General features: G+C 69.6%; 21 protein-coding genes. 8 read left to right on the top strand and 13 right to left on the bottom strand.

Annotated elements, in window-relative coordinates:
* The 3 genes from OV207_RS04640 to OV207_RS04630 all read right to left on the bottom strand — a co-directional run bounded on the left by OV207_RS04640 (nt 1) and on the right by OV207_RS04630 (nt 3,347).
* Complete coding sequence (locus tag OV207_RS04640) at nt 1-1,416, bottom strand: B12-binding domain-containing radical SAM protein (RefSeq protein WP_193428751.1); 1,416 nt, start codon at nt 1,414-1,416, stop codon at nt 1-3.
* Nucleotides 1,417-1,693: 277 nt separating this feature from the next.
* The gene (locus OV207_RS04635) at nt 1,694-2,719 is read right to left on the bottom strand and encodes an inorganic phosphate transporter (RefSeq protein ID WP_193428752.1); all 1,026 of its coding nucleotides are present in this window, start codon (nt 2,717-2,719) and stop codon (nt 1,694-1,696) included.
* Nucleotide 2,720: 1 nt separating this feature from the next.
* Nucleotides 2,721-3,347 (bottom strand): DUF47 domain-containing protein, encoded by a 627-nt coding sequence (locus OV207_RS04630; protein WP_193428753.1) that lies wholly within the window; start codon nt 3,345-3,347, stop codon nt 2,721-2,723.
* A gap of 289 nt (nt 3,348-3,636) precedes the next feature.
* Between OV207_RS04630 and OV207_RS04625 the strand changes: the two genes are divergently transcribed.
* Nucleotides 3,637-4,545 (top strand): fatty acid desaturase family protein, encoded by a 909-nt coding sequence (locus tag OV207_RS04625; protein ID WP_267552959.1) that lies wholly within the window; start codon nt 3,637-3,639, stop codon nt 4,543-4,545.
* A 4-nt stretch (nt 4,546-4,549) separates the two neighbouring features.
* On the opposite strand, the gene OV207_RS04620 is transcribed toward OV207_RS04625, so the two are convergent.
* Together OV207_RS04620 and OV207_RS04615 are read right to left on the bottom strand one after the other, a co-directional pair.
* Nucleotides 4,550-5,218 carry a macro domain-containing protein gene (locus OV207_RS04620; protein WP_267552957.1) on the bottom strand — a complete coding sequence of 223 codons (669 nt, stop codon included), beginning with the start codon at nt 5,216-5,218 and terminating at the stop codon, nt 4,550-4,552.
* Between the two features lie 13 nt (nt 5,219-5,231).
* On the bottom strand, nt 5,232-6,671 hold the full coding sequence (locus OV207_RS04615; RefSeq protein WP_267552955.1) for a M28 family metallopeptidase: 1,440 nt from the start codon (nt 6,669-6,671) through the stop codon (nt 5,232-5,234).
* Nucleotides 6,672-6,989: 318 nt separating this feature from the next.
* Between OV207_RS04615 and OV207_RS04610 the strand changes: the two genes are divergently transcribed.
* Nucleotides 6,990-7,805 (top strand): hypothetical protein, encoded by an 816-nt coding sequence (locus tag OV207_RS04610; RefSeq protein ID WP_267552953.1) that lies wholly within the window; start codon nt 6,990-6,992, stop codon nt 7,803-7,805.
* Nucleotides 7,806-7,856: 51 nt separating this feature from the next.
* Here OV207_RS04610 and OV207_RS04605 read toward each other — a convergent pair whose 3' ends face one another.
* The 4 genes from OV207_RS04605 to OV207_RS04590 all read right to left on the bottom strand — a co-directional run bounded on the left by OV207_RS04605 (nt 7,857) and on the right by OV207_RS04590 (nt 13,467).
* On the bottom strand, nt 7,857-10,316 hold the full coding sequence (locus OV207_RS04605) for a transglycosylase SLT domain-containing protein (protein WP_267552951.1): 2,460 nt from the start codon (nt 10,314-10,316) through the stop codon (nt 7,857-7,859).
* A 202-nt stretch (nt 10,317-10,518) separates the two neighbouring features.
* Nucleotides 10,519-11,220: a DNA-binding protein gene (locus OV207_RS04600; RefSeq protein ID WP_267552949.1), complete on the bottom strand. Its 702-nt coding sequence runs from the start codon at nt 11,218-11,220 to the stop codon at nt 10,519-10,521.
* 149 nt (nt 11,221-11,369) lie between these two features.
* Complete coding sequence (locus OV207_RS04595; RefSeq protein ID WP_420715175.1) at nt 11,370-12,776, bottom strand: BamA/TamA family outer membrane protein; 1,407 nt, start codon at nt 12,774-12,776, stop codon at nt 11,370-11,372.
* Between the two features lie 73 nt (nt 12,777-12,849).
* Nucleotides 12,850-13,467, bottom strand: a complete 618-nt coding sequence (locus OV207_RS04590; protein ID WP_420715174.1) for a lysophospholipid acyltransferase family protein — start codon at nt 13,465-13,467, stop codon at nt 12,850-12,852.
* A 206-nt stretch (nt 13,468-13,673) separates the two neighbouring features.
* On the opposite strand from OV207_RS04590, the gene OV207_RS04585 reads away from it, so the two are divergent.
* Nucleotides 13,674-14,150, top strand: a complete 477-nt coding sequence (locus OV207_RS04585) for a MaoC family dehydratase (protein ID WP_267552948.1) — start codon at nt 13,674-13,676, stop codon at nt 14,148-14,150.
* A 101-nt stretch (nt 14,151-14,251) separates the two neighbouring features.
* Entirely contained in the window at nt 14,252-15,412 is a 1,161-nt protein-coding gene (locus tag OV207_RS04580; RefSeq protein WP_267552946.1) for a fatty acid desaturase family protein, read from the top strand.
* A 1-nt stretch (nt 15,413) separates the two neighbouring features.
* Here OV207_RS04580 and OV207_RS04575 read toward each other — a convergent pair whose 3' ends face one another.
* The gene (locus OV207_RS04575; RefSeq protein WP_193428763.1) at nt 15,414-15,911 is read right to left on the bottom strand and encodes a hypothetical protein; all 498 of its coding nucleotides are present in this window, start codon (nt 15,909-15,911) and stop codon (nt 15,414-15,416) included.
* Nucleotides 15,912-16,084: 173 nt separating this feature from the next.
* Between OV207_RS04575 and def the strand changes: the two genes are divergently transcribed.
* Nucleotides 16,085-16,711 (top strand): peptide deformylase, encoded by a 627-nt coding sequence (gene def, locus OV207_RS04570; RefSeq protein ID WP_267552944.1) that lies wholly within the window; start codon nt 16,085-16,087, stop codon nt 16,709-16,711.
* Nucleotides 16,708-17,784, top strand: coding sequence for an NADH:flavin oxidoreductase/NADH oxidase (locus OV207_RS04565; RefSeq protein WP_267552942.1), 1,077 nt, complete (start codon nt 16,708-16,710; stop codon nt 17,782-17,784). Before def ends, OV207_RS04565 begins: the two co-directional genes overlap by 4 nt.
* A 21-nt stretch (nt 17,785-17,805) precedes the next feature.
* Here OV207_RS04565 and OV207_RS04560 read toward each other — a convergent pair whose 3' ends face one another.
* Nucleotides 17,806-18,687, bottom strand: coding sequence for a type VI immunity family protein (locus tag OV207_RS04560; protein ID WP_267552940.1), 882 nt, complete (start codon nt 18,685-18,687; stop codon nt 17,806-17,808).
* A gap of 17 nt (nt 18,688-18,704) precedes the next feature.
* Nucleotides 18,705-19,496: a hypothetical protein gene (locus OV207_RS04555; RefSeq protein ID WP_267552938.1), complete on the bottom strand. Its 792-nt coding sequence runs from the start codon at nt 19,494-19,496 to the stop codon at nt 18,705-18,707.
* Between the two features lie 38 nt (nt 19,497-19,534).
* Here OV207_RS04555 and OV207_RS04550 point away from each other — a divergent pair, with 38 nt between their 5' ends.
* Both OV207_RS04550 and OV207_RS04545 read left to right on the top strand, forming a co-directional pair.
* Nucleotides 19,535-20,383: an MBL fold metallo-hydrolase gene (locus tag OV207_RS04550; RefSeq protein WP_267552936.1), complete on the top strand. Its 849-nt coding sequence runs from the start codon at nt 19,535-19,537 to the stop codon at nt 20,381-20,383.
* 31 nt (nt 20,384-20,414) lie between these two features.
* Nucleotides 20,415-21,590, top strand: a complete 1,176-nt coding sequence (locus tag OV207_RS04545) for an FAD-dependent monooxygenase (protein WP_267552935.1) — start codon at nt 20,415-20,417, stop codon at nt 21,588-21,590.
* A 40-nt stretch (nt 21,591-21,630) separates the two neighbouring features.
* Here the strand turns inward: OV207_RS04545 and OV207_RS04540 are convergent, their stop codons facing one another.
* Nucleotides 21,631-22,392 (bottom strand): alpha/beta fold hydrolase, encoded by a 762-nt coding sequence (locus OV207_RS04540; protein WP_267552933.1) that lies wholly within the window; start codon nt 22,390-22,392, stop codon nt 21,631-21,633.
* Between the last annotated feature and the right edge of the window lie 22 nt (nt 22,393-22,414).

The following is a 22,414-nucleotide window of genomic DNA, read 5'->3' as shown; positions in this document are numbered from 1 at the left end:
TCAGGTGACGAGCTGGGGCTTCAGGCCCAGCCTTGCCATCTGTTGCACGTCCCAGTCCTCCAGGGCGTCCAGGCCCGCGATGTAGCGGCGCGCCGTGTTCTTCACCGGGTTGCGGATGCTGAGGATCTCCGGGCCGGAGAAGAGGATGGTCTGCTTGTAGCGGGGCATGTCGCTCATCGTCAGCTTGGACGCGTAGTGCTTCGCGACGTTGGGCAGGCTGCCCAGCGTGCCGCACAGGCGCAGGAAGTGCTCCACCACCTCCGACGCGTGCAGCTGCTTGGGCCGGTGGCACAGCGTGTAGCCGTCGTAGTCGCGGCTGGTGGTGCCCGGCAACAGGCGGTCCTCGGCCTGCAGCTCCCGGAAGAAGGGCGTCTCCGGGTAGGGGCACACGATGCCCAGGAAGGTGACGGAGAAGTACTTCAGGTCCGCCAGGTACTCCGGCAGCCGGTGCAGGTATTCGTTGGTGTCGCCGTCCGAGCCCACGATGAGCCCGAAGGACAGCAGGATGCCGGCGGAGAAGACGCGGCGGATGACGGCGTCCACCTCCGACAGCTTGTTCTGGCCCTTGTTCATCGCCTTGAGGGAGTCCGGGTTGAGCGACTCCAGGCCGGTGTAGACGTAGCGGCAGCCCGCCTTCGCCATCAGCTTCACCAGCGCTTCGTCCTTGAGCACGTTGAAGGTGAGCGCGCAGCCCCACGTCTTCTTCAGGGGGATGAGCGCTTCGCACAGCTCGCGCAGGTACTTGGGGGAGCCGCCCAGGTTGTTGTCCAGGAAGACGAACGCGTCATCCATCATCCCCAGGAAGTTCGGGTTCCAGCGCATGCGCGTCTGGATTTCGTCGATGACGGCGGGGATGGGCCGGAAGCGGTAGCGCTCGTTGCCGGTGAGGACGCAGAAGTTGCAGGAGAACGGGCAGCCGCGCGACGCCTCGATGCCCGGCAGGCGCACCTTGTTGTGCGTGAAGTCGATGAGTTCGTAGCGGTACGGCCGGATGGCGGACGCGCCCAGGGACGGCCGGCTGTAGCGCGGCTGGAGCTCGCCCTTCTCGAAGTCGGCGACCAGCGCGGGCACGTTCGCCTCCGGCTCGCCGGTGATGACCGCGTCGAAGTACAGGGCCGCGTCGTCGGGGAAGTAGCCCGCGTGGCGCCCGCCCGCCACCGTCGTCATCCCGCGCTGGCGGAAGAGGGTGGAGAGCACCTTGGTGTGCTCGTAGTACGAATGCAGGTACGAGAAGAAGACCAGGTCCCAGTGGCGATCCAACGGGATGTCCGCCTCCTTCTCGTTGAAGATCTCCACCTCCGCGTGCTCCGGGCACAGGCCGGCGATCAGCTCCGGCACGGAGGACTGCATGATGGAGGGCTCCTTGATTCGCAGGCGGGTCGGGTGGGTGTACGTGGCGATGATGGCGATGCGCATGCGTGCATTCCGGAAGAAGACGCGGAAGGAACGGCACGCGCCCGTTCACGAATACACCTGCCGGACTGCGTCCCCCTCCGTGGGGGCAGAATCACCCGGAGTCCGGGCAGTGGCAAAGGAACTCCGCGCGCACGACGCACTCCCCGTGTTCCAGCGGGCCGCGGAGACGCCGGGCTGAAACATCAAGCGGGCCACCTCTTCCAGGCATTGTCTGGAAGAAGGGCCCGCCTGGTGGGACTGGCGAAGCGCTGATGGGGAAGGGGGCCTGCCGGGGGCTTCAGCCCACCATGCGGACGATGGTCACCGTGATGCCGTAGACGAGCACGGACACCAGCGCGGCGGCGGGGATGGTGAACACCCACGCCCAGATGATGCGTCCGGCGGTGCCCCACTTCACCGCACGCCAGCCGCGCGTGGACCCCACGCCGACGATGGCGCCGGTGATGGTGTGCGTGGTGGAGACGGGGATGCCCAGCTCCGCCAGGGCGATGATGGTGACGCCGCCGCCGGTCTCCGCGCTGAAGCCGCCAATGGGCGCCAGCTTCGTGAGGCTGTGGCCCATGGTGCGGATGATGCGCCAGCCGCCGAAGAAGGTGCCCAGGGCGATGGCGGCGTGGCAGGAGATGATCATCCACCAGTCGATGTGGAACGGGCGGTCACGCCAGATGGTGCCGAAGAGCACCACCGCGATGATGCCCATGACCTTCTGCGCGTCGTTGGTGCCGTGGCTGAAGGAGAAGATGGCGGACGACACCAACTGGAGCCGGCGGAACCACGTGTCCACGCGCAGGGGCGTCTGCTTGTGCACGATCCAGGTGCTGATGACCATCATCGAGATGCCCAGGAACATGCCGATGAGGGGCGACAGGACGATGAAGCCCGCGATGCGCGCGATGCCCGAGCCCACCAGCCCCTGGAAGCCGAGCACCGGCAGCGTGGCGCCAATCATCCCGCCCGCCAGCGCGTGCGACGACGACGAGGGCAGGCCCCACCACCAGGTCAGCAGGTTCCAGGTGATGGCCCCCATGAGGGAGGAGAAGACCACCAGCAGCACCGCGGTGGGACCGGCGGCGCGGAGCATCTCGAAGTTGATGATGCCCTTGCCCATGGTGTTGGCGACGTGGACGCCGCCGGCGAACGCCGCCACGAAGTTGAAGAACGCGGCCCAGGCCACCGCGAGGTTGGGCGACAGCACGCGCGTGGAGACGACGGTGGCGATGGAGTTCGCGGCGTCGTGGAAGCCGTTGATGAAATCGAAGACCAGCGCGACGATGACGATGAAGACGACCGCGGCGAGCAGCATTTCAGGAGTGCTCCAGCACGACGCCTTCGATGACGTTCGCGACACCCTGGCACTTGTCGGTGGCGGTCTCGATGAGGTCGTAGATCTCCTTCCACTTGATGATGGTCAGGGTATCCACGCCGCTCTTGAACAGCCGGCCCATGCCGGAGCGCAAGACTTCGTCCGCCTGGGACTCCAGGGTCTTGATCTCCTTGCAGCCGGCGAGGATCTGCTCCGGCTTCTTGATGAGGCGCAGGGCCGCGACGACCTCCTGCACCTTCTTCGTGGAGAGCAGCAGCAGGCGCGCCAGCTCCGCGGCGTCCTCCCGGGTGTGGTCGATCTCGTAGTACAGCAGGCGCGCCGCGGCCGCGTTCGTCAGGTCCAGCACGTCGTCGATGCGCGACAGCAGCGAGTGGATCTGCGTGCGATCAAACGGGGTGATGAACTGCTGGTGCAGGCGGTTGAAGGCCGTGTGCGTGACTTCGTCGCCGCGGTGCTCCACGTCCTTGAGGGCCTGGACGCGCGTGGGCACGTCCCGGTAGTCGCTCAGGAGGTCATGGAGGATCTTCGCGCCCTCGACCGTGCGGGCGCATTGGGCGTCGAAGTCGTCGAAGAACTCATCCGACTTCGGCATCAGCTTTTCGAGCATGGGGTGTCCCTCGGCGCCTGGAGCGGCAGGCGCGGTCCGCCGCGGGAGGGGTTCGCGAGGGTGAGACACTCCCGTGACGCGGCGTGACTACCCTACTTTCGGAGTTTCGCCAGTGTTCCGTGTAGAACTCCACGGATTCCGGGGGGTTGTGCGCGTCCGCGCCCGGCTCCCCAGCGGGCGCGCAGCGTCCGGAAGAGGATGACGCAGGGGCCTGTTCCCGAGGGGGCCTCACGTCCTACAGTTGGAAAATCGGCAATTCGTCTCTTGTCCCTCTTGTCGCGGAAGGCGCATGACCCTGTTCCGGCACCCTGAAGATCGCATCCCGGTCCTGTTGTTCGCGTGCGTGTTCGCGCTCGATGTAACGGTGTTCCTCACCGCGAAGAGCTGGTGGTTTCCGGTGCTGTGGTTCGGCCTGGGCATCATCCCCAAGGGGTGGATCTGCTCCTGGAACCACCACCACCAGCACCTGACGATGTTCCGGCACGCGCTTCCCAACCGCCTGCTGGAGATCATCTTCGGGTTCCAGACGGGCGTGACGTCGCAGGCGTGGTTCCTCCACCACGTCGTGGGCCACCACCGCAACTACCTGGACCAGACGAAGGACGAGTCCCGCTGGAAGCGCGACGACGGCACGACGATGGGGGAGCTGGAGTACTCGCTGAGCACGATGCTCACCGCGTACCCGCGCTCGTTCGAGGTGGGCCGCAAGCACCACCCGAAGGCGCTGCGCCTGTTCGTGGCCATGGCCGCGCTCCAGGTGGTGCTGCTGGCGGGCCTGTTCTGGGTGAACCCCTACAACGCGCTGTTCGTCTTCCTGCTGCCGATGGTGGCGTCGCTCTTCGTCACGGTGTGGGCGACCTACTTCCACCACGTGGACCTGAACACGTCCGTCCACGCGGAGGCGTCGTACAACATCCTCCACCGGGGCTACAACCTGATGACGGGCAACCTGGGCTACCACACCGCGCACCACTCGCGGCACGGCCTGCACTGGTCGAAGCTGCCGGAGCTGCACGCGCAGCTGGCCCGCGACATCCCCGCGCACCTGTACCGCCAGCCGGGCATCCCGTTCGTCTGGCGCGGCTCCGAAGCGAAGCTGGTGCTGAGCGAGCACGAAGTGGAGGCGCTCGCCGCTTCGTCCGCGAAGGCGAAGGCGCCCGTGGTCGCGCCGACCTCCGGGGAAGAGCTGGCCGCCTAGCGGCTCACGGCGCGCCGCCGGGCCCGCCCCCGGGTTCGGCGGCCCGCTTGCGCGCCAGGTACTCGCGCACTTCCGCCGGGAGGCCGTCTTCCGGCAGGGGCAGGTGCCGCGTCACGACCTCCAGGGTGTTGAGGTACTGCGGCAGCTCGAAGCCGTAGAACACCACCCGCCCGATGCGGGAGTGCTCCCGGGCGGACAGGTGGTCCTTGAGGGTGGTGCACGCGATCCGCACCGGGTCGTTCACGCCCAGCCCGCCGGTGCCCGCGCCCAGCGCCACCATGGCCACGGACAGCGGCGCGCCGTCGTCCGGGAGGGCCTCCAGCGCGCTCCACAGGTTCACGCAGCAGGCCTGGATGCGCGCGAGGTCCGGGGCCGAGTCGCCGGACAGCCCCTGGCGGTAGTCCATCACCGCCACGTGCGCGACCCACTTCGCCCGTGGGTGTTCGCCCGCGTCCGTCACCAGCACCTGTCCCGGCGCCATGGGGCCGTGGAAGCGGGCCTCCAGGGCCTGGGTGATGTGCTCCTGGTAGGCGGCGCCACACGCGAGCCGGATGGCCCGGGAGACGCCCGAGCCCAGCTGCACGTTCGTGTTGGAGGCGTTGACCAGCACGCGCTCGGCGCCGTCCGTCAGGCTGCCGAGCGCGACGTCGATTTGCGGCAGGGGAGCGCTCATCCCCCCAGTGTAATCACGGCTTCGCGGGGCCGGTGGGCTCGCCAGGCACGGTCGTGCGGTTGGCCGCGATGTTGATGACGTTGACCATCAGGTCCTTCACGCGGCGGGGCTTCTCGCCGCCGTTGTCCTTGATGATCTTGTCGATGTCGTCGTCCTGCCGGTGGTACTCGGGGATGAGGTCGCCGCCGCCGTTGGGGTTGGACAGGCCCTCGAAGAGGAAGAGCACGTCCTCGCCCTTGCGCCCGAAGGACGCGCCGTCCTGGCGGTCGCGGTACGTGTTGATGTCGCGGTTGATGCGGTCGAACGGATCCGTCAGCTGCTGGTTCGCCTGGTCCACCACGTCGCGGAAGTAGTTGGGCTGGCCCCGGGTGTTGGTGTCCACCACCGACAGGCGCTGATCATCCCAGCGGCCCACCATGTCCGTGTTGATGACGCCGGCGATGTTCTTCAGCTCCAGGCCGGGGATGGGGTGGTCCACGAAGTACTGCGAGCCCACCAGGCCCTTCTCCTCCGCGCCCGTCCAGATGAACAGGATGGAGCGATCCAGCTCGCCGCGCTTCTGCGCCTCCGCCAGCTCCGGCACCGCCGCCATCAGCACCGCGCTGCCGGACGCGTTGTCGTCCGCGCCGTTGAAGGCGTTGCCCTTGCGGTCCACGCCCACGTGGTCCAGGTGGGCCATCACCACGATGACCTCGTCCTTGTGCGGGCCGGTGCCGGGCAGCAGCGCCATCGTGTTGACGGCCTGGCCCGTCGCCGTGGCCACCTGCCGCAGCTCCTCCACGCTGCGCTGCGTGCCCGCCCGGGCCGGCACCAGCGGCTGGCCGGAGGCCTTCATCGTGGACTCGTACTGGCGGTTGAGCAGCGCCAGCGTGTCCTTGGGCATCTTGTCGTCCAGGTAGAAGCCCTCCTGGAACATCGTGTGCCCGAACTCCTTGTGCGTCCCGTGTTCCCCGTGCGCCCCGTGCGCGGCGCCATGGGTCGCGCCCTCCGCCTGCGCGCCGAGGAAGGAGAAGACGTTGAACTTCTGCTGGAAGGGGTTCTCCGGGTTGTTCGAGTTCGGGCCCACGAGGCCGTACTTCTTCACGTGGTCCTGCACGTAGACGGACGCCAGCTCCAGGCCCTCCGAGGGGCTGTCGCGGCCCTTCAGCTCATCGGAGGCCAGGTATTCGATGTACTTCATCGGATCCGAGTCGCTCGCCACCGGAGGCGGGGTGGGCTGCGAGGGCTCCGTCGGGGGCAGCGGCGTCGGGGTGGTGGGGGCCGGCAGCGACAGCACCGGGGGCGGCGCCGGCAGCCGGGGCGTGGCGGGGGGACGCGCGCCGGACGGCTCGAAGCCGTCCTTGAAGGTGATGGGGCGGTTCTTGGCCTGCGTCTGCGGGCCCCGGGCGTCCTGCGAGGACAGCCGCGAGACGGACGCGAGGGGGCGGGGGCTGTCGGGAATCTTCGTGGCCATGGTGGGGGAGTCCAGGGGAGGAACCGCGCTCCCCAGATTATCCGACCGGGGCCGTCACAAGTTGTGCGTCGCGGCATCTTCCCGCGCGGGTGCGGCCCATTCCTTGAATCCGGGTTTCAGGGGGGCCTCCGCCCCGCCGCGCGCATTCCACCCGCTGTGACCCCCCTTGCTACAAATGCGCTGTTTCATGTGACGCCCAGGGCTACTCCTGTTTTCTCAACTCATGAAATCTCCGAGTGAAGACAGACAGACTCAAGGTATTGGCTTGGTTGGTGCAGAGGGGGCCGGTGCAGTCCACCCCCCACGACGAGGTAGTGCATGCACCTGAAGATGACGGGTCCCCTGCTGGCTTCCATGCTCCTGAGCATGGCGGGCTGCGCCGGCGGTGCCGACGACGCCCAGACCTCCGGTTCGCTGAACGCGCAGGAGTCCGCGGCGGAGTCCCAGTGCATCAAGCAGTTCGACGGCATCACGAGCTGCGCGCTGGGCCGGGCGAAGCTCGCGTCCGTGAAGGAGGGCCTGTCGGTCTCCGGGCTCGCGGCGCAGACGGACGGCGTCGCCAGCACCTTCGCGAAGGCCGTGAAGTGGGAGCAGCGCAGCGCGGTGAGCCTGGGCGCCAAGGGTGGGCTCCAGCTGGCCGCCCGGGACGGCGATCAGGTGGTCAGCACGCTGCGGATCACCCCGGGCCGTGAGGCGAACACGGCCATCATGACGCCCACCTTCACGGGCTCTCCGGGCGGCTCGCGCTACGCGATGAACGTCTACCTGGGCGGCGTGCTCCAGGGCTCCAGCCCCCAGCCGGCCGGCATGCAGATCGTCTTCACCAACTGGCGGGACTTCCTCCGCTGGGCGGAGATGAACCAGCACTTCCTGAACGACTTCGACATCGACGGCCTGTCGAAGCGCGCGGCGTCGAACGTGGGCGCGTGCGTGTGGCGCGTGGGCGTGGAGAAGAACACCTTCACCGTGGACATGAACGGCAAGCCCGTCGTCGGTGACGCGGTGGAGTTCGTGGAGACCATCGCGGACGGGGCGTACCCGTACCGTCACTTCACGGGCATCGACGTGAACGCGGTGGCCAACGAGCTCACCATCCGCTCGGAGTCGATCACTCAGCCCGAAGGCGTGAAGTAGCAGGGTCCCGGCCGGGAACCATGGTTCCCGGCCGTCCGGCTTCCGTGGAGGCTACCGCCTCCCGGAGATGGAGGACGTCGGCGTCGCCACGTTCTTGCCGCTGCCGCCGGTGCCCGTCGCGGGACTCACCGTCGGCGTGCGCGCGGCCTCCAGGGGCTGCTTGCGCGCGGGCTGGAAGCTGGAGGGGACCTCGTTGGCGTAGAGCAGCTTGTAGGCGCTGTAGCTGCCGAGCACGCGTTTGACGTATTCGCGGGTCTCCTCGAAGGCGATGTGCTCCACCCACTCGTCCAGCTCCGCCTGGGGCAGGGCGCGGCGCCAGCGCTCCACCGCCGCCGGGCCCGCGTTGTAGGCGGCCACCGCGTAGGCGGGGTTGCCGTTGAAGTGCTTGAGCAGCTGGCCCAGGTACGCCGCGCCCAGGCGGACGTTCTGCGCGGGCTGGAGCAGGGAGGCCTCGTCGAAGGCGGTCAGCTTGAGCGAGTCCGCCACCTGCCGCGCCGTCGCGGGCATGAGCTGCGCGAGCCCCAGCGCCCCGGTGGAGGAGCGGGCGCGCGGGTTGAAGCGGCTCTCCTCGCGGATGAGGCCCTGGAGCAGGTCCGGATCCACGCGGAACGCGCGCGAGTGGCTCTGGATGAGCGGACGGAACGCGAGCGGCCACGTGGCCTCCCACACCGGCCGCGACGCGGCGCTCAGCGGCCCGGAGGTCTCCTGCCGCAGCGACATGCGGGCCACCTGGCGCGTGGCGCGGCCGCGACCGGTGCGGCGCATCGTCTGGTAGAGCAGCCGCGCGGGCGCTTCCGCGAGGCCGCGCGTGTCCACCGCGAGCAGCTCCTCCACCACGCCGGGCTGTCCCAGGCGCAGCAGCTCCACGCCCGCGGCGAAGCGCGGATCCTTCTGGAGCGGGCCGGGGGGCAGGGGCCAGATTTCGTCGGAGCCGGGGGCGGCGGTGGGCGCGCTCGCGACCGCCTTCTTCACCGCCGGGGCCGCGGAGGTCTCCGTCAGGCGGGCCAGCCGCTCCGGCGCGTGCTGTGAGAGCCGCGTCCGGGCCAGCAGGCCGTACCACGCCGCGGGGCGCTCGGTGGCGATGAGCTCATAGCGGGACAGGGCCTGATCCAGCGCGCCGCCGGTCTCCTGGACGCGGGCCTGCCAGTAGCGCGCGCGCCACAGGGCTTCGTCGGTGCGCGCCGTCTCCGGGAGCTGCTCCACCGACATCAGCGACGCCAGCCCCTGCTGCGTCTCGCCCTTGCGCGAGTGCAGCCAGAAGGCGCGGAACAGGGCCTCGGCGGCGAAGTTGCCGGCGGGGTAGCGCTTCGCGAGCGCCTCGTAGTTCTGGAGCGCCTCGTCCGCGCGGCCCAGGCGCTGCTGCGTCCAGGCCTCGAAGAACAGCGCGTCGTCCGCGTAGCCGTGCTCCGGGTAGTCCTTCGCCAGCGTGGCGTACGTCTCCACGGCGGCCTCCGGCTGGACCACCGACTGCGAGTAGGCCAGCAGGTAGAGCGCCTGGGGACGCTGCTCGGGGGACAGGCACTCGCGCGCCACGGGCTCCAGCACCTGGATGGCGCGGCGGTGCTGCCGCTCCTTGCGCAGGGCCCGGCCCAGGGTGAGCTGGGCGCGGCAGGCCAGCTCGTCCGGCAGCTCCGTGCGCGGCCCGGAGCGGGACAGGAGCGCCATGGCCGCGTGGTTCTGGTGCAGCTCCACCAGCGCTTCGGCCCGGCGCACCCGCCACTTCATGGGCAGCGGCAGGTCCCTCAGGAGCGCGCGGGCGCGGTCCGCCGCGGGCGACATGGGCGCGGTGGCCCAGACCTCCAGCAGCGCGCGGTGCTCCGCGTTGTACTGGCCCGCCGCGCGCGCCAGCCCGCAGTACTCCAGCAGCGCCTTCATCCGGAGCGCGTCCGGCCCGCGCGCCTGCCGGCTGTCGATGAACTCCTGCAGCGCCGTCAGGGCCTCCGGGATGCGCAGCTGGCGCTTGAGCACGCGCGCCATGGCGAAGCGGGCCTCCGGGTACAGCGGCGAGCCCGGGGACACCGCGCCGTACTGCTCCGCCGCGCGCAGGGGCTTGCGCAGGCGCTCATGGGACTGCGCGGCCCGCATCAGGCAGTGGTCGCGCAGCGGCGCGTAGTCCTCCGCGAGCGCCGTGAACTCCTGGGCCGCGGTGGTGAAGTCCCGCGCGAGGAACGCGCTCTGGGCCTGGAGGTAGCGGCCCGGGAGGGAGGGGGGCGTCTGCGTCGCGAGCAGCGCCCGCGCGGCCTTGTAGCGGCCCCGGTCGTACTCCGCCCGCGCCCTGGCCAGCAGCCCTTCGGCGAAGTGGGACGTGAGCCGCTCCGGCCCGAACGCCTCCGCGGTCAGCTCGTCCTGCGACGGCTGCGCGGTCGGCGTGTCCAGCAGGGCCTCCAGCTTCTCCTCCGACATCATGTCGCCGGAGTCGTCCTCGCCAGGAGCCTGGGCCCGCGCGGCGCCCGGCCCGAGCAGGCCCGCGCATGCGAACAAGACCACCGCTGTTTTTCGAAGTGTGTCCATGCCAGCCCTCGTTCGTCCGCCAGGGACCCGGATGGATTGGCACTGCCGGTACGGATGGGACCTGCCCGCCTGTTCGCTCGACAAGCACGCGTTGGCGAGTGGATATGCCAGGACGCAGGCGTCGCGCCGAGTGCATGAAATCCAACGGCCCGGACAGCCCGGAACTGGCACACGGTGTGCCAGCGGGCGTGAAAACGTGCCGCTACGGAATGGGTGACGTGCGCACGAGGTCCGACGGCTGGCGCGGAGCGACCTCGTAGGTGTCTTCGTACTGCGCGGCCAGGCCCGTCACCGTGATGGAGGCGCCGGACGCCACGAGCGCTTCGAGCGCCGCCTTGTCGAAGCCCGCGGTGATGTGCACGAACACCTGGATCTCACCGGAGCCGTCGTCGATGTAGAGCTTGTAGCCGTAGGGCGAGTCGTCCTCGAACGGCCGGGTGAAGCTGCCGCTGACGCGGACGAGCCTTCCCTCCACGGGCTCCTTCACGTCGCCGGTGCGCACGTCCCTGGCGACCACCGTCTTCGTCCCGGGGAGCAGGTCCACGTCCATGGGGACGGCCTTGAGGATGCGCAGCTTGTTCTGCTCATCCAGTGTGCCGGTGATGCGCACGCGCGCGTCCAGTCCGAAGGACTGCTTCTGCTCCAGCTTGACGTAGATGCCGCCGGTCGAGTCCTGCACCGCGAAGCCCTCATCCCCCAGGGCTGAGGCGAACGCGCCGGGCTGCACGGAGACGTAGCCCTCCACCGTCACCTCCTCGCCCGTCCCGAGCACCCGCGCCTTCTCGATGGGCATGGCGGGCGTGCAGGCACTGGCCGAGAGCGCGAACGCCCCCAGCAGCGCCAGGGCGCTCCGGCGTGAGAGGAAGGAACCACGGGCCACGGACGCGAAAGGGAGGATGGGCATGAGCCCCGACTCTAATCGTCGCGCTTCTTGGGTTGTGCAGGTTTTTCCTATTTAACTCGGATTCAGCCCCGGGGCTCCCGCAGGGCAGCGCCTACGAACTCACCTTCGAGTTCATCTGCGCGCGGGAGCTCCAGGCTGGACGGCTTGCCTCAGGAAGGCGTGACGCCTGCGACCAGGTAGACGCGCACCTGTCCGGAGTTGACGCCGTAGGCCACGTCCACCCCGAGCAGGGGCAGCACGACGTTGCTCAGGTACAGGCGCAGGCCCGCGCCCACGCCCTGGGCCACGGTGGCGTTGTCGAGCCCTGACTTGGACTCGGGCAGGTAGCCGCGGATGACGCGCCCGTTGGCGTCCCGCAGGGTCCCGCCCTGGGGCAGCTCGCGAAAGGCGATGAGGCCCGTGTCGGAGAAGCCCACGCCCCGGAACGCCAGCGATTTGATGGAGAAGAGCGGGAAGTGGTACTCGGCGGTGAAGGTGAGCCGCGTGTCGCCGCGGAACTGGCGGTACTGGAAGCCGCGCAGGGTGCCGCCGCCCATCACCAGCTCCTGGTGGAAGGGCAGGTCCTTTCCCACGGACAGCTCGCCTCGCAGGACGAGGTTGTTCTCGCTGAAGAAGCGCAGGCCCTGGCGGTAGAGGATGCCGAACTTGCGGTAGCGGAACTCGCTCCACACGCCCGGGACGGACACCTCGTAGGAGCCCTCCAGGTTGAGGCCCTCCGTCACCGCGTGCAGCGTCTGGCGCGAGTCCAGCCCCACCATGAACCGCAGCGACGTGTCGCGCATCGACGGGCCCACGGAGAAGGCCTGCTCCGTCACCGGCTTCTCGGTGTCGGGGGACTGCGCGTCGATGCTGGCCAGGCGGTACTTCGCCGCCGCGCGCACGCGCTCGAAGAGGATGAAGCCCAGCTCCCCGGCCAGCGACGCGGAGTTGAGCCGCGTGCGCCGGACGATGGCGGGGTCGTCCTGGCTGGCGCCGGGGAGGTATTCATCCACGCGGTCGCTGCGCAGCTGCCCCTCCAGGCTGAACTTGAGCTGCGGCAGCCCGAAGACGAGCGGATCCAGGTAGCCCACGAAAATGCCGCTCTCGCCGGTGCTGACCTGGGCCGCCGCGGCCAGCTTCTTCGCGCGGCCGGCCAGGTTGTTCTCCGCGTAGAGCAGGCCGCCGCCGGTGTTGGCGGAGGACAGCGCCACCGTGGGGGCCACCACCCACGACGCCTTGTCCTTCACCTCCAGGTGGAGTCGCACCCGCCCGTCGGGCAGGGGCTCCGTGCGCACCCGCACGTCCTGGAACAGCCCGGTGGACAGCAGGCGCCGCTCCACCTTCTTCAGCTCCACGTCATCCACCGTGTCGCCCACGCCCAGCTGCGCGTAGGAGCTGATGGTCCCGTGCTTCGTCTTGCCCGGGCTGTCCACCACGACCTCCGCGATCTCCGCGGGCCCCAGGAGTCCGGAAGTGGACGGTGGCAGGTCCTGGGCACGGGCCCGGGGCGCGCCCAGGCCCAGGAGGGCGACGGCGAGCAGGGCGGGGAGACGGCGGGGATTCAGGGGGAGAGGCACGGCCTGCTCATACCCTGGAGTGGCCCGGACGGGACCGCCTCATCGCGGGGCGGGCGTCACGGGCGCGTGATGCTCAACGTTCGGCCTCCATGCGCGCCTTCTCTCGGACAATGACGTCGCGCACGTGGTCGCGCAGGGCGTGCACGTCCCCGTTGAAGCCGGCCGGGTCGACGGGCTCCAGCACGCGCACCCGGGCGTGGACCGCCTGCTGGATGACCAGCCCGTGCTTGGGGATGGTCCGCGCGGTGCCGGTGAGGACGATGGGGATGATGGGGCAGCGCTGCTGGATGGACAGCGTGAAGGCGCCGTCCTTGAAGGCCTTCACCTCGCCATCCTTGGAGCGGGTGCCTTCGGGGAACATGAGGATGGGGATGCCGCGCGAAAGCCAGCGCTCACACCCGGCCATCATCTGGATGATGCTCTCGCGGTCGCCCCGGATGAGCGGCACGTAGCGGTTGAGGCGCATGTTCCAGCCGATGAGCGGCAGCTTGAAGTTCTCCGCCTTGGACACCCACTTGAACGGCCGGTAGAGGCCGAACAGGACCAGGATGTCCGCCAGCGACTCGTGGTTGGCCACCAGCACCGCCGCGCCCTTCCACGGCAGGCGTTCGCGGCCCTCCACCCGCAGGTGCCACAGCGGGTTCACGTAGAAGTACAGCTGCGCCCAGAAGCACGAATACAGGTGCAGCACGCGCCCATCCGCGTCGAACGGGCGGGTGAGGGCCCACAGCAGGAGCGCACCCAGGAACAGTGCCGTGCTGGACAGCGCGAAGAAGATCCAGAATGCGATTGAGAGGAGGATTCGGATAGCGCCCAGTCTGTCATGGATTGGTGGATCCACCCATCGGAGGTGGGCACTATCGGTTCGCGACGCACCGGGCACGAAGGGACAGGGACATGAATCCAGCGGAGACGGGGGAGCGGAAGGAGCTGTTCCTGGACGACCTCCAGGTGGGCCAGCGTTTCGTCAGCGGCACGCATGCCGTGGACGCGGAGCAGATCATCGCCTTCGCCCGGCAGTTTGATCCGCAGGGCTTCCACCTGGACGACGCGGCCGCGAAGGACACGCTCTTCGAAAGCCTGGCGGCGAGCGGCTGGCACACGGCCGCCATCACCATGAAGCTCAACGTGCAGGGGGGCCTGCCGTTCCGGGGGGGCATCATCGGGGCGGGCGGGGAGATCCGCTGGCCCAGGCCCACGCGCCCCGGGGACGTGCTCCACGTGGAGAGCGAGGTGGTGGAGGTCACCCCCTCGCGCACGAATCCGGCGCGGGGCATCGCCACGGTGCGCAGTGAGACGCGCAACCAGCGGGGGGACGTGGTGCAGGTGCTCACCGCGAAGCTGGTCCTGCCCCGCCGCCCGGCGAGCGGGTGAGCTGGAACGAAGGCTTTCCGGCGCTCCGGGTGGAGGTTAGCGTGCGGCCTCGCATGGGCCCTGCCCGTGGTTCCCCCGTCCCGCCCCCCAGGAGTCCATCCATGTCCCGCGGCACCCCCGACTTCGACCTCGCCTCCGTGGACGCGGAGGGCTTCTACCGGGAGCTGAAGGAGATCCGTGCCCAGGTGGACGCCTCCCTGGGCGAGGCGGACGCGGCGCACCTGCGCAAGCTGGAGCGCTGGGGACGGGTGGCCACCGGGCTGGGCGTGGGCACGGCGTGGATCGCCCCCAACCCGCTGAGCGCGGTGGCGCTGGGCCTGGGGCGCTCGACGCGCTGGCTGCTCATGCACCACGTGGGGCACCGGGGCTACGACCGGGTGCCGGGCCTGCCCGTGTCGCGCACGAGCAAGGGCTTCGCGAAGGGCCACCGGCGCTTCCTGGACTGGCTGGACTGGATGCTGCCGGAGGCGTGGGTCTTCGAGCACAACGTGCTGCACCACTCGCACACCGGCGAGGACGCGGACCCCGACCTGCTGGAGCGCAACGCGGAGGGCACGCTCCGGGACACGGGCCGGCCGCTGCCGCTGCGCTACCTGCAGCTGGCGCTCCTGGCCATCACCTGGCGCGCCAGCTACTACGCGCCGGAGACGCTGGGGTCGCTGCGGCGCAAGGGCCGGCGTGAGGGTGGCTCGCTGACGCGGGCGGAGGTGTGGGAGCTGGTGACGCGCTGCTACCTGCCGTACGCGGCCGTCAACTTCGGCCTGTACCCGGCGGCGTTCCTGGTGCTGGGTCCCTGGGCGGCCTTCAGCGTGTTCTGCAACTCCGTGATGGCGGACGTCGTCACCAACCTGCACACGTTCTTCGTCGTGGGGCCCAACCACACCGGCGAGGACCTGTACCGCTTCGACAGCGCGCCCGCGAACAAGGCCGAGCGCATGGTGCAGCAGGTGCTGGGCAGCGCGAACTACCGCACGGGCGGCGACCTCAACGACTACGCCCACCTGTGGCTGAACTATCAAATCGAGCACCACCTCTGGCCGGACCTGCCGATGCTGAAGTACGCCGAGGTGCAGCCGAAGGTGCGCGCCCTGTGCGAGAAGTACGGCATCCCCTACGTGCAGGAGAGCGTCTGGACGCGCGCGCGCAAGATGGTGGACGTCGTCGTGGGCAAGGCGTCCATGAAGCGGCTGGCGAAGGCCGGGGCCCCGGCGGCGACGGACGCGAGCGTGGACGCGGCGGCGGCGGAGGCCTCCGCGGCCTGATTCAGGCGGGAGGCGCGCGGCGACGGCGGGGCAGGGGGGCGAGCGCCACGGGCGTGGCCTCCACCGTCGTCCCCTCGTGGCGGATGGCCTCCGCGTTCACCACGCGCACGCCGTCCGGCTGCACGGGCAGGCCGATGGTCTCCACGAACAGGCGGTAGCTCTCCTCCAGCCGCCGGTGCAGGGCGATGAAGGTCTGGTGCGCGGTGCCGGGCATGTCCTCCGTGTAGGTGAAGTACCAGCGCAGCTCGTCCAGGCGCGTGTAGAAGTGGTCCACCACGGCCTGCTCCTGTTCCGACAGGTGGATGAGCTGGATGAAGGCGCCTGCGGCGTAGTGCGACGCCACCGTCTCCACCAGCGGGCCCCGGCTGCGCAGGCGGGAGAAGAGGATGAACATCTCCTCCCGGCGTGCGGCCAGGCGGCGCATGATCCCGGCGGCGTCCAGGGCGAGCAGGTTGCGAACGCGCGCGGTGGTCTCTTCGGCCTTCTTGCGGCGAGCCATGGTGCGACGCAGCCTACCGTCAGTGGCCTCGTGTCCGTGAGGGCCCCGTGCGCTCCGGCGGGCCCGCGGCGTCCCCGGGGCCGTCCTCCCCGTGGGGAGGCGGGCGACCGGGCCCGTGCCCGCCTCACGGGGATGCGGCATGGCAGTGGAGCGGTTGTTACGGTGGGGCCACCATGGTGCTCAAGATCGTCCAGGCAGGAGAGCCGGTGCTGCGACAGCGCGCCCGCGAGCTGACCCCCGAGGAGATTGGCAGTGAGGAGACGCGACGGCTCATCGCGCTGATGCGCGACACGATGCGGGACGCGCCCGGCGTGGGGCTGGCGGCGCCCCAGGTGGGGGTGGGCCTGCGGCTGGTCGTCATCGAGGACCGCGCGGAGTACCAGGCCGGCGCGACGCCCGCGGATCTGGCCACGCGGGAGCGCGCGCCGGTGGCGTTCCACGTATTGATCAACCCCAGGCTGGTGGTGGAGGACCCGACGCCCGCGGAGTTCCACGAGGGCTGCCTGAGCGTGAACGGGTTCGCGGCGCTGGTGCCCCGGGCGCGCGGCGTGCGGGTGGAGGCGCTGGACGAGCACGGGCAGCCGGTGTCGCTGTCGGCGCGGGGCTGGTACGCGCGCATCCTCCAGCACGAGGTGGACCACCTGGACGGCACCCTCTACGTGGACCGCATGGAGACGCGCAGCCTCACCACGCAGGACAACCACCGCCGGCATTGGATGGGCAGGAGCACGGCGCAGGTGCGCGAGGCGCTGGGGCTGCCTGAAAGACAGACGGGGATTTCCCCGAAGGAGACGCCATGAGCAACACCCGGCTGTTCACCCCGCTGAGGCTGCGGGACGTCACGCTGCGCAACCGCGTGGTGGTCTCACCCATGTGCCAGTACTCCAGCGAGGACGGCTTCGCCAATGAGTGGCACGTCGTGCACCTGGGCAGTCGCGCGGTGGGGGGCGCGGGGCTGGTGTTGACGGAGGCCACGGCGGTGGAGCCGGAGGGGCGCATCTCGCCGCAGGACCTGGGACTGTGGAAGGACGCGCACGTGGAGACGTTGGCGCGCATCAACCGCTTCATGCACCAGAACGGCGCCGCGTCGGGCGTGCAACTGGCGCACGCGGGCCGGAAGGCCTCCACGCCTCGGCCCTGGGACGCGGGGCCGGGCTCCACGGTGGCGCCGGAGCACGGGGGCTGGACGCCGGTGGGGCCCACGGCGGAGGCGTTCGATGAGGCGTATCCGAAGCCTGCGGCGCTGGACGAGGCGGGCATCGCGCGGGTGGTGAAGGCGTTCGGTGACGCGGCGGTGCGGGCCAAGGCGGCGGGGTTCCAGGTGGTGGAGCTGCACGCGGCGCACGGCTACCTGCTGCACGAGTTCCTGTCGCCGCTGTCGAACAAGCGGACGGACCGGTACGGCGGCTCGTTCGAGAACCGCACGCGCTTCGCGCTGGAGGTGACGCGCGCGGTGCGGGAGAAGTGGCCGGAGTCACAGCCGCTCTTCATGCGCATCTCCGCCACGGATTGGGTGGAGGGGGGCTGGACGCCGGAGGACTCGGTGGCGCTGGCGAAGTTGGTGGCGAAGGAGGGCGTGGACCTCATCGACTGCTCGTCGGGGGGCGTGGTGCCCGGGGTGAAGATTCCGGTGGGGCCGGGCTACCAGACGTCGCTGGCGGAGAAGGTGCGCAAGGAGACGGGCCTGCTGACGGGCGCGGTGGGGATGATCCGCTCCGCCTTCCAGGCCGAGCACGTCCTGGCCACGGGGCAGGCGGACGTCGTCGTCCTGGCGCGCGAGCTGCTGCGCGATCCGTACTGGCCGCTGCGCGCCGCGAAGGAGCTGCACGCGGACGTCCTCTGGCCGCACCAGTACGAGCGCGCGAAGAACTGACGTGTGACGTGGGGCGCCGGTTCAGTCGTCCAGGAACCGGCGGTCCCACTGTTGGAAGGTCGCGGCGGGGAAGCCCGGGGGGCCGTGAGGGGCGTGGAAGGCCCAGGGCTCCAGGACGCGGGCCAGCTCCCGGTACGCGGGCAGCGGCTGGTCGGGGCCTCCGGGTTCCGGGGCCGGGCCCAGGGTGACGACAGCCCGGGACGCGTCCAGGGACTCCACGGTGGTGCCAGGGGTGTGGAGCTGGGAGCGCAGGAAGTCCGGGCCGCCCATTTCGCTCAGGGCGGGATCACCGATGAACGTCATCCAGTGCGGGACGCGCAGGCGGGTGCCGATGTCATAGGCGGTGAGCAGTAGATCCATGACGTCGACCCCTGGGTGCTGGAGCAATTGGGGAACGAGGTCGTTCATGATGGTGGCCCCGTCCAAAAAGCCCGTCGCGGAAAGCCCCACATGCCCTGAGTTGAAGGGCAGCAGCGAGGCCAGTGCGAGTGCCAGGTTCCGGACGCGTTGCGGGCCATGTGCCTTCAGCCATGCCGTGGGAAGAATGAATTGAACGGCTGAAACTGCGCCAGGGTGATGTCGAAACGTTTGGTTTTGAAGGTCTTTCCCGTCATAATTGAACTCATACTTGTCGGGATGGGGTCTGTCGTCGGTGAGTGCTACGTGCGTGCGGATCGAACGCAGGAATTTTGCGCGAATCAATTCCCATCCGGCATCATTCAGGTCCCGCCAATCACCGTCCTCATGGCCATAATATGTGAAGGTTTGTTCCCCGGTTGTTTCAAGGAATTTCTGCAATGCCAGTGTGACGGCGCCTGAGACCTCCACCGTGGAACTGGAGAAATAGAAGCAGATGCTGATGCTCTCTTGTGTGTAGGCTCGGCCCTTTCGTGTGACCTGCATTCTTGGGGTTTCCATAATCAGAAGCTTGCTCCTATCCAGGGGGAGACTCGAAAGACGGCACTGGTCTTGAATGCTTCGATATAGATTTCGTTCTGGTTTCTTCCTGCGTAGGGATGCCCTGGCGCGTACTCTCGCCAACGAGGATGTTGAGAGAGGTCGATACAGGGGAATTTGAAGTCGTAGACAGCTTGGACCCGTTCTGGATGTCCTTCATGAAGGACGACGTCCGGTACAAGGGACCCTTTTAGTTCGAAGAAGTTCCCGTCGCGCCGAATGATGTCCACTTTGTCTGGTGACAACCAGGTCGTCTTCTTGCTGTCTGGGTCATACTTGTAGGTGGGGTCGAGGTTGAATCTCCCCGGCTGGAGTTCATTCAATTTCTCAGCAGCACAGAGCAGGGCGATACGATGCATCTGCTCCCCAAGAAGCATGGCCCGGGTGAAGGTTTTTCTCTTCTTGTCGGTGCCCACTTCCATGCACTCTTCCCGGGTCGGGCTTCGGGTCCCGAAGTGCTCAAGGATGACCTCTGCCCGGGCCTTGTCCGCGCATTCCGTCATGGCCTCCGTGACCTGCTTCAGCAGCGCCTCATCCAGGAGCTTCGCTGCCGCGACCGTTGAGCCTCCCGCCGTCCCCACGGCCCGGATGGTCCAGGGGAGGATGGATTCCTGCCCGGCGGCCTGGGCGCAGGAGGCAGGTTGGGTCCGGCAGGCGTTCGTCGCGGAGTCGAGCTTGAACCGCGCCCCTGCGCAGCCCTGGAGCAGCACCGCCATGCCCAGCACCCCCAACGTCCACGTCGGCTTCAACCGCACGAGCGCCTTCCTTCTCCGGTCCGCATAAGCTCCGCCGCATGCTGACCGAGGTGCAGGCAGGACCCTATACCGTGCGCGGTATCTCCGTGGGCGGTGTGTACACGTCACTCCTCGTGCCGGAATTGGGCGTGCTGCTGGATGTCGGCGTTCCCATCCGCTCCTTCGCCAGCACGGATCGCATCTTCCTGAGTCATGGCCATGCGGACCACGCCAGCGCACTGGGGTCGCTCCTGGGCATCCGCGCGCTGGTGGGGAAGGGCCCACCGCAGGTCTATCTCCCTGCGGAGATTGAAGCCCCCGTCCAGGAGGCCATCGCCGCGCTGGGACGGCTGCACCGCATGAACGCGGACCTCCACACCGTGCCCATGCGCCCCGGTGACACCCTCAAGCTCCAGCAGGACCTCTGGGTGCGTGCCTTTCGCACGCACCATCCCGTGCCATCGCTGGGCTACCAGTTCATCCGCCGCGTCTCCAAGCTCAAGCCCGAGTTCCGCGAGCTGCCCCCCGCGGAGATCGGCCGCCGTCGCCAGGCCGGTGAGCCCCTCTTCGATGAGGTCGAACGGCTGGAGCTGGCCTACTGCACCGACACGCTGTCCAACGTGCTGGAGCGCCAGCCGTCCCTGTTCGACAGCCGCGTGCTCATCCTCGAATGCACATTCATCGACGCGGAGCGCACCGTGCGCGATGCGCAGGAGCGGGCCCACATCCACCTGGAGGAGATCGCCTCCATGGCCGACCGCTTCCAGAACGAGGCCCTGGTCCTGATGCACTTCAGTCAGGCTTACAGCCCCGCTCAGGTCCACGCGACCCTCAAGGCCCGGCTGCCCGCCTCGCTCCTGGATCGTGTGCGAATCTTCGCTCCGGACTCCGGCCGCTGGTTCGGTTGACCGCCAGCGCTGGCCTTCCTGAAAGGCAGCCATGACTCCGCCTCCCGTCGCGCCCGCGCCCGTCCGACACGTCCTCATCTCCGGGGCTGGCATTGGAGGGCTCACGCTGGCGTGCGCGCTGCACCGCGCCGGCCTGCGCGCCACCGTGCTCGAACGCGCGGACGCGCTGCGGCCGGTGGGCGCGGGGCTCATCGTGCAGGTGAATGCCTCGCTCGCGCTGCGCCGCATCGGCCTGTGTGACGCGGTGGTGGCCGAAGGGGCCCTGGTGGAACACAGCGCCGTGCTCGATGCGTCGGGCCAGCGCCTCACCCAGGTGGACGTGGGGGCGCTCCAGCGGGAGCTGGATGCGCCCATGGTCGCGCTGCACCGCGCCCGCCTCCAGGCCGTCCTGCGCGCCCACGTCAGCCCGGAGGATGACGTGCGCCTGGGCGTCGCGGTGACGGGCTTCCAGGACGACGGGGCCCGGGTCACCGCGTCCCTGTCCGACGGCACCACCGTCTCCGGCGACGTGCTGGTGGGCGCGGACGGCCTGCGCTCCGCCGTGCGCACCGGGCTGTGGGGCGAACAGCCCACCCGGTACTCCGGCTACACGAGCTGGCGCGGCGTGTGCCCGGCCGTGGAGCTCGTCGCCCCGGGACACGTCTCCGAAACGTGGGGGCCCGGCGCGCGCTTCGGCATCGTGCCCATCGGCCATGGCGAGGTGTACTGGTTCGCCACGCTCAACGCCCCGGCGGGGACGGAGGACGCCCCCGGACAGACGCTCTCCGCCCTGCGCGAGCGCTTCTCCGGATGGCATGCGCCCATCGCGGCCCTGCTCGCGGCGACCCCTGCCGAGCGCGTCCTGCGCACGGACATCCACGACCGCCCGCCGCTGCCCCAATGGAGCCGGGGCCGGGTCACCCTCCTGGGCGACGCCGCGCACCCGATGACGCCGAACCTGGGGCAGGGCGGCTGTCAGGCCATCGAGGACGCCGTGGTGCTGGCGGACTGCCTGGCGGCCCCGGGCCCGGTGGAGGATGCGCTGCGCGCCTACGAGGCCCGCCGGCTGACGCGCGCCAACCAGATGGTCGTGCGCTCACGGCAGATGGGGCGCGTGGGCCAATGGGAGAACGGCGCCGCTCGCTTCGTGCGGGATTCGCTGCTGCGGTGCGTTCCCGCGAGCATGGCCGCGCAGCAGATCCGGGAGCTGGTGAAGTCCGCGTCGTGAGGCGGCCCACCCGGCGCGGGGCCGGGACAGGCCAGGGTCCCTACCGCGTCACGGACGCCAGGAACGCGGCGACCCGGGGCAACACCCTGGCCGCCTTCGCCCAGGCGCCGCCGTGGTCCGCGTGTTCGATGGTCGCGAAGCTCGCCCCGGCCCGCTCCGCCACGGCCTTCATGGGGTCGTGGTACGGATCCTGGGCTCCGCAGTACAGGAGCCCCGGCCTTCCGGACCGCACCAGCGCTTCATCCAGGCCCGCCGTGTCCTCGCAGGCCTGGAAGCACAGGCGCAGGGCCCGCAGGTCGCCCGTGGCGATGACCTCCGCCAGCTCCGGCGCGCGTCGGGCGCCCATCAACAACACCTGAAACCAGTCCACCTCCGTCCCTGGCGGGAGGTTCTTCGCCAGCGCCACGGCGGCCGTGCGCAGGCCATTGGTCGGATCCCACCCTCCCACCACGTACGACGCCAGCCGCTCCGGCGCGATGGCCGCCAGCCCACACACCGTCCAGCCCCCCATCGAGTACCCCCACGCATGCGCCTGGGGTATCGACAGCGTGTCGAGCACCGACAGCGCGTCCTCCACGCGGCGCCGCAGCACATAGGCCTCGGGTTCGTGCGGCGCGTCGCTCTGGCCGTGGCCCAGCGAGTCGAACGTCACCACCGTGTACGCGCCCTTCAACGCGGGCGCGTACTCCTTGAGCGTCCAGTGCGAGCCCAACTGGAGCATGCCGTGCAACAGCAGGAGGGGAGGACCCTGGCCTTCCATCTCGTAGTGGATGCGGCGGCCGGACTTCGTGGCGAACGGCATGACTCCCAGGCTCCTCTCTCCT

Origin of the sequence: Corallococcus sp. BB11-1, from assembly GCF_026626625.1 — a bacterium.
In the GTDB taxonomy this organism is placed as follows: Bacteria; Myxococcota; Myxococcia; order Myxococcales; family Myxococcaceae; genus Corallococcus; species Corallococcus soli.
The sequence above is the reverse complement of the archived record's forward strand: the minus strand, read 5'-3'. Positions and strand labels throughout refer to the sequence as shown.

Bases quoted from the DNA above. Each gene is read 5' to 3' on its own strand.
- OV207_RS04615 (WP_267552955.1), bottom strand. From the start codon at position 6,671: ATGGCCACGAAGATTCCCGACAGCCCCCGCCCCCTCGCGTCCGTCTCG.
- OV207_RS04610 (WP_267552953.1), top strand. From the start codon at position 6,990: ATGCACCTGAAGATGACGGGTCCCCTGCTGGCTTCCATGCTCCTGAGC.
- OV207_RS04600 (WP_267552949.1), bottom strand. From the start codon at position 11,220: ATGCCCATCCTCCCTTTCGCGTCCGTGGCCCGTGGTTCCTTCCTCTCA.
- OV207_RS04635 (WP_193428752.1), bottom strand. From the start codon at position 2,719: ATGCTGCTCGCCGCGGTCGTCTTCATCGTCATCGTCGCGCTGGTCTTC.
- OV207_RS04640 (WP_193428751.1), bottom strand. From the start codon at position 1,416: ATGCGCATCGCCATCATCGCCACGTACACCCACCCGACCCGCCTGCGA.
- OV207_RS04620 (WP_267552957.1), bottom strand. From the start codon at position 5,218: ATGAGCGCTCCCCTGCCGCAAATCGACGTCGCGCTCGGCAGCCTGACG.
- def (WP_267552944.1), top strand. From the start codon at position 16,085: ATGGTGCTCAAGATCGTCCAGGCAGGAGAGCCGGTGCTGCGACAGCGC.
- OV207_RS04550 (WP_267552936.1), top strand. From the start codon at position 19,535: ATGCTGACCGAGGTGCAGGCAGGACCCTATACCGTGCGCGGTATCTCC.
- OV207_RS04565 (WP_267552942.1), top strand. From the start codon at position 16,708: ATGAGCAACACCCGGCTGTTCACCCCGCTGAGGCTGCGGGACGTCACG.
- OV207_RS04605 (WP_267552951.1), bottom strand. From the start codon at position 10,316: ATGGACACACTTCGAAAAACAGCGGTGGTCTTGTTCGCATGCGCGGGC.
- OV207_RS04630 (WP_193428753.1), bottom strand. From the start codon at position 3,347: ATGCTCGAAAAGCTGATGCCGAAGTCGGATGAGTTCTTCGACGACTTC.
- OV207_RS04580 (WP_267552946.1), top strand. From the start codon at position 14,252: ATGTCCCGCGGCACCCCCGACTTCGACCTCGCCTCCGTGGACGCGGAG.
- OV207_RS04540 (WP_267552933.1), bottom strand. From the start codon at position 22,392: ATGCCGTTCGCCACGAAGTCCGGCCGCCGCATCCACTACGAGATGGAA.
- OV207_RS04585 (WP_267552948.1), top strand. From the start codon at position 13,674: ATGAATCCAGCGGAGACGGGGGAGCGGAAGGAGCTGTTCCTGGACGAC.
- OV207_RS04575 (WP_193428763.1), bottom strand. From the start codon at position 15,911: ATGGCTCGCCGCAAGAAGGCCGAAGAGACCACCGCGCGCGTTCGCAAC.
- OV207_RS04560 (WP_267552940.1), bottom strand. From the start codon at position 18,687: ATGCAGGTCACACGAAAGGGCCGAGCCTACACACAAGAGAGCATCAGC.
- OV207_RS04545 (WP_267552935.1), top strand. From the start codon at position 20,415: ATGACTCCGCCTCCCGTCGCGCCCGCGCCCGTCCGACACGTCCTCATC.
- OV207_RS04625 (WP_267552959.1), top strand. From the start codon at position 3,637: ATGACCCTGTTCCGGCACCCTGAAGATCGCATCCCGGTCCTGTTGTTC.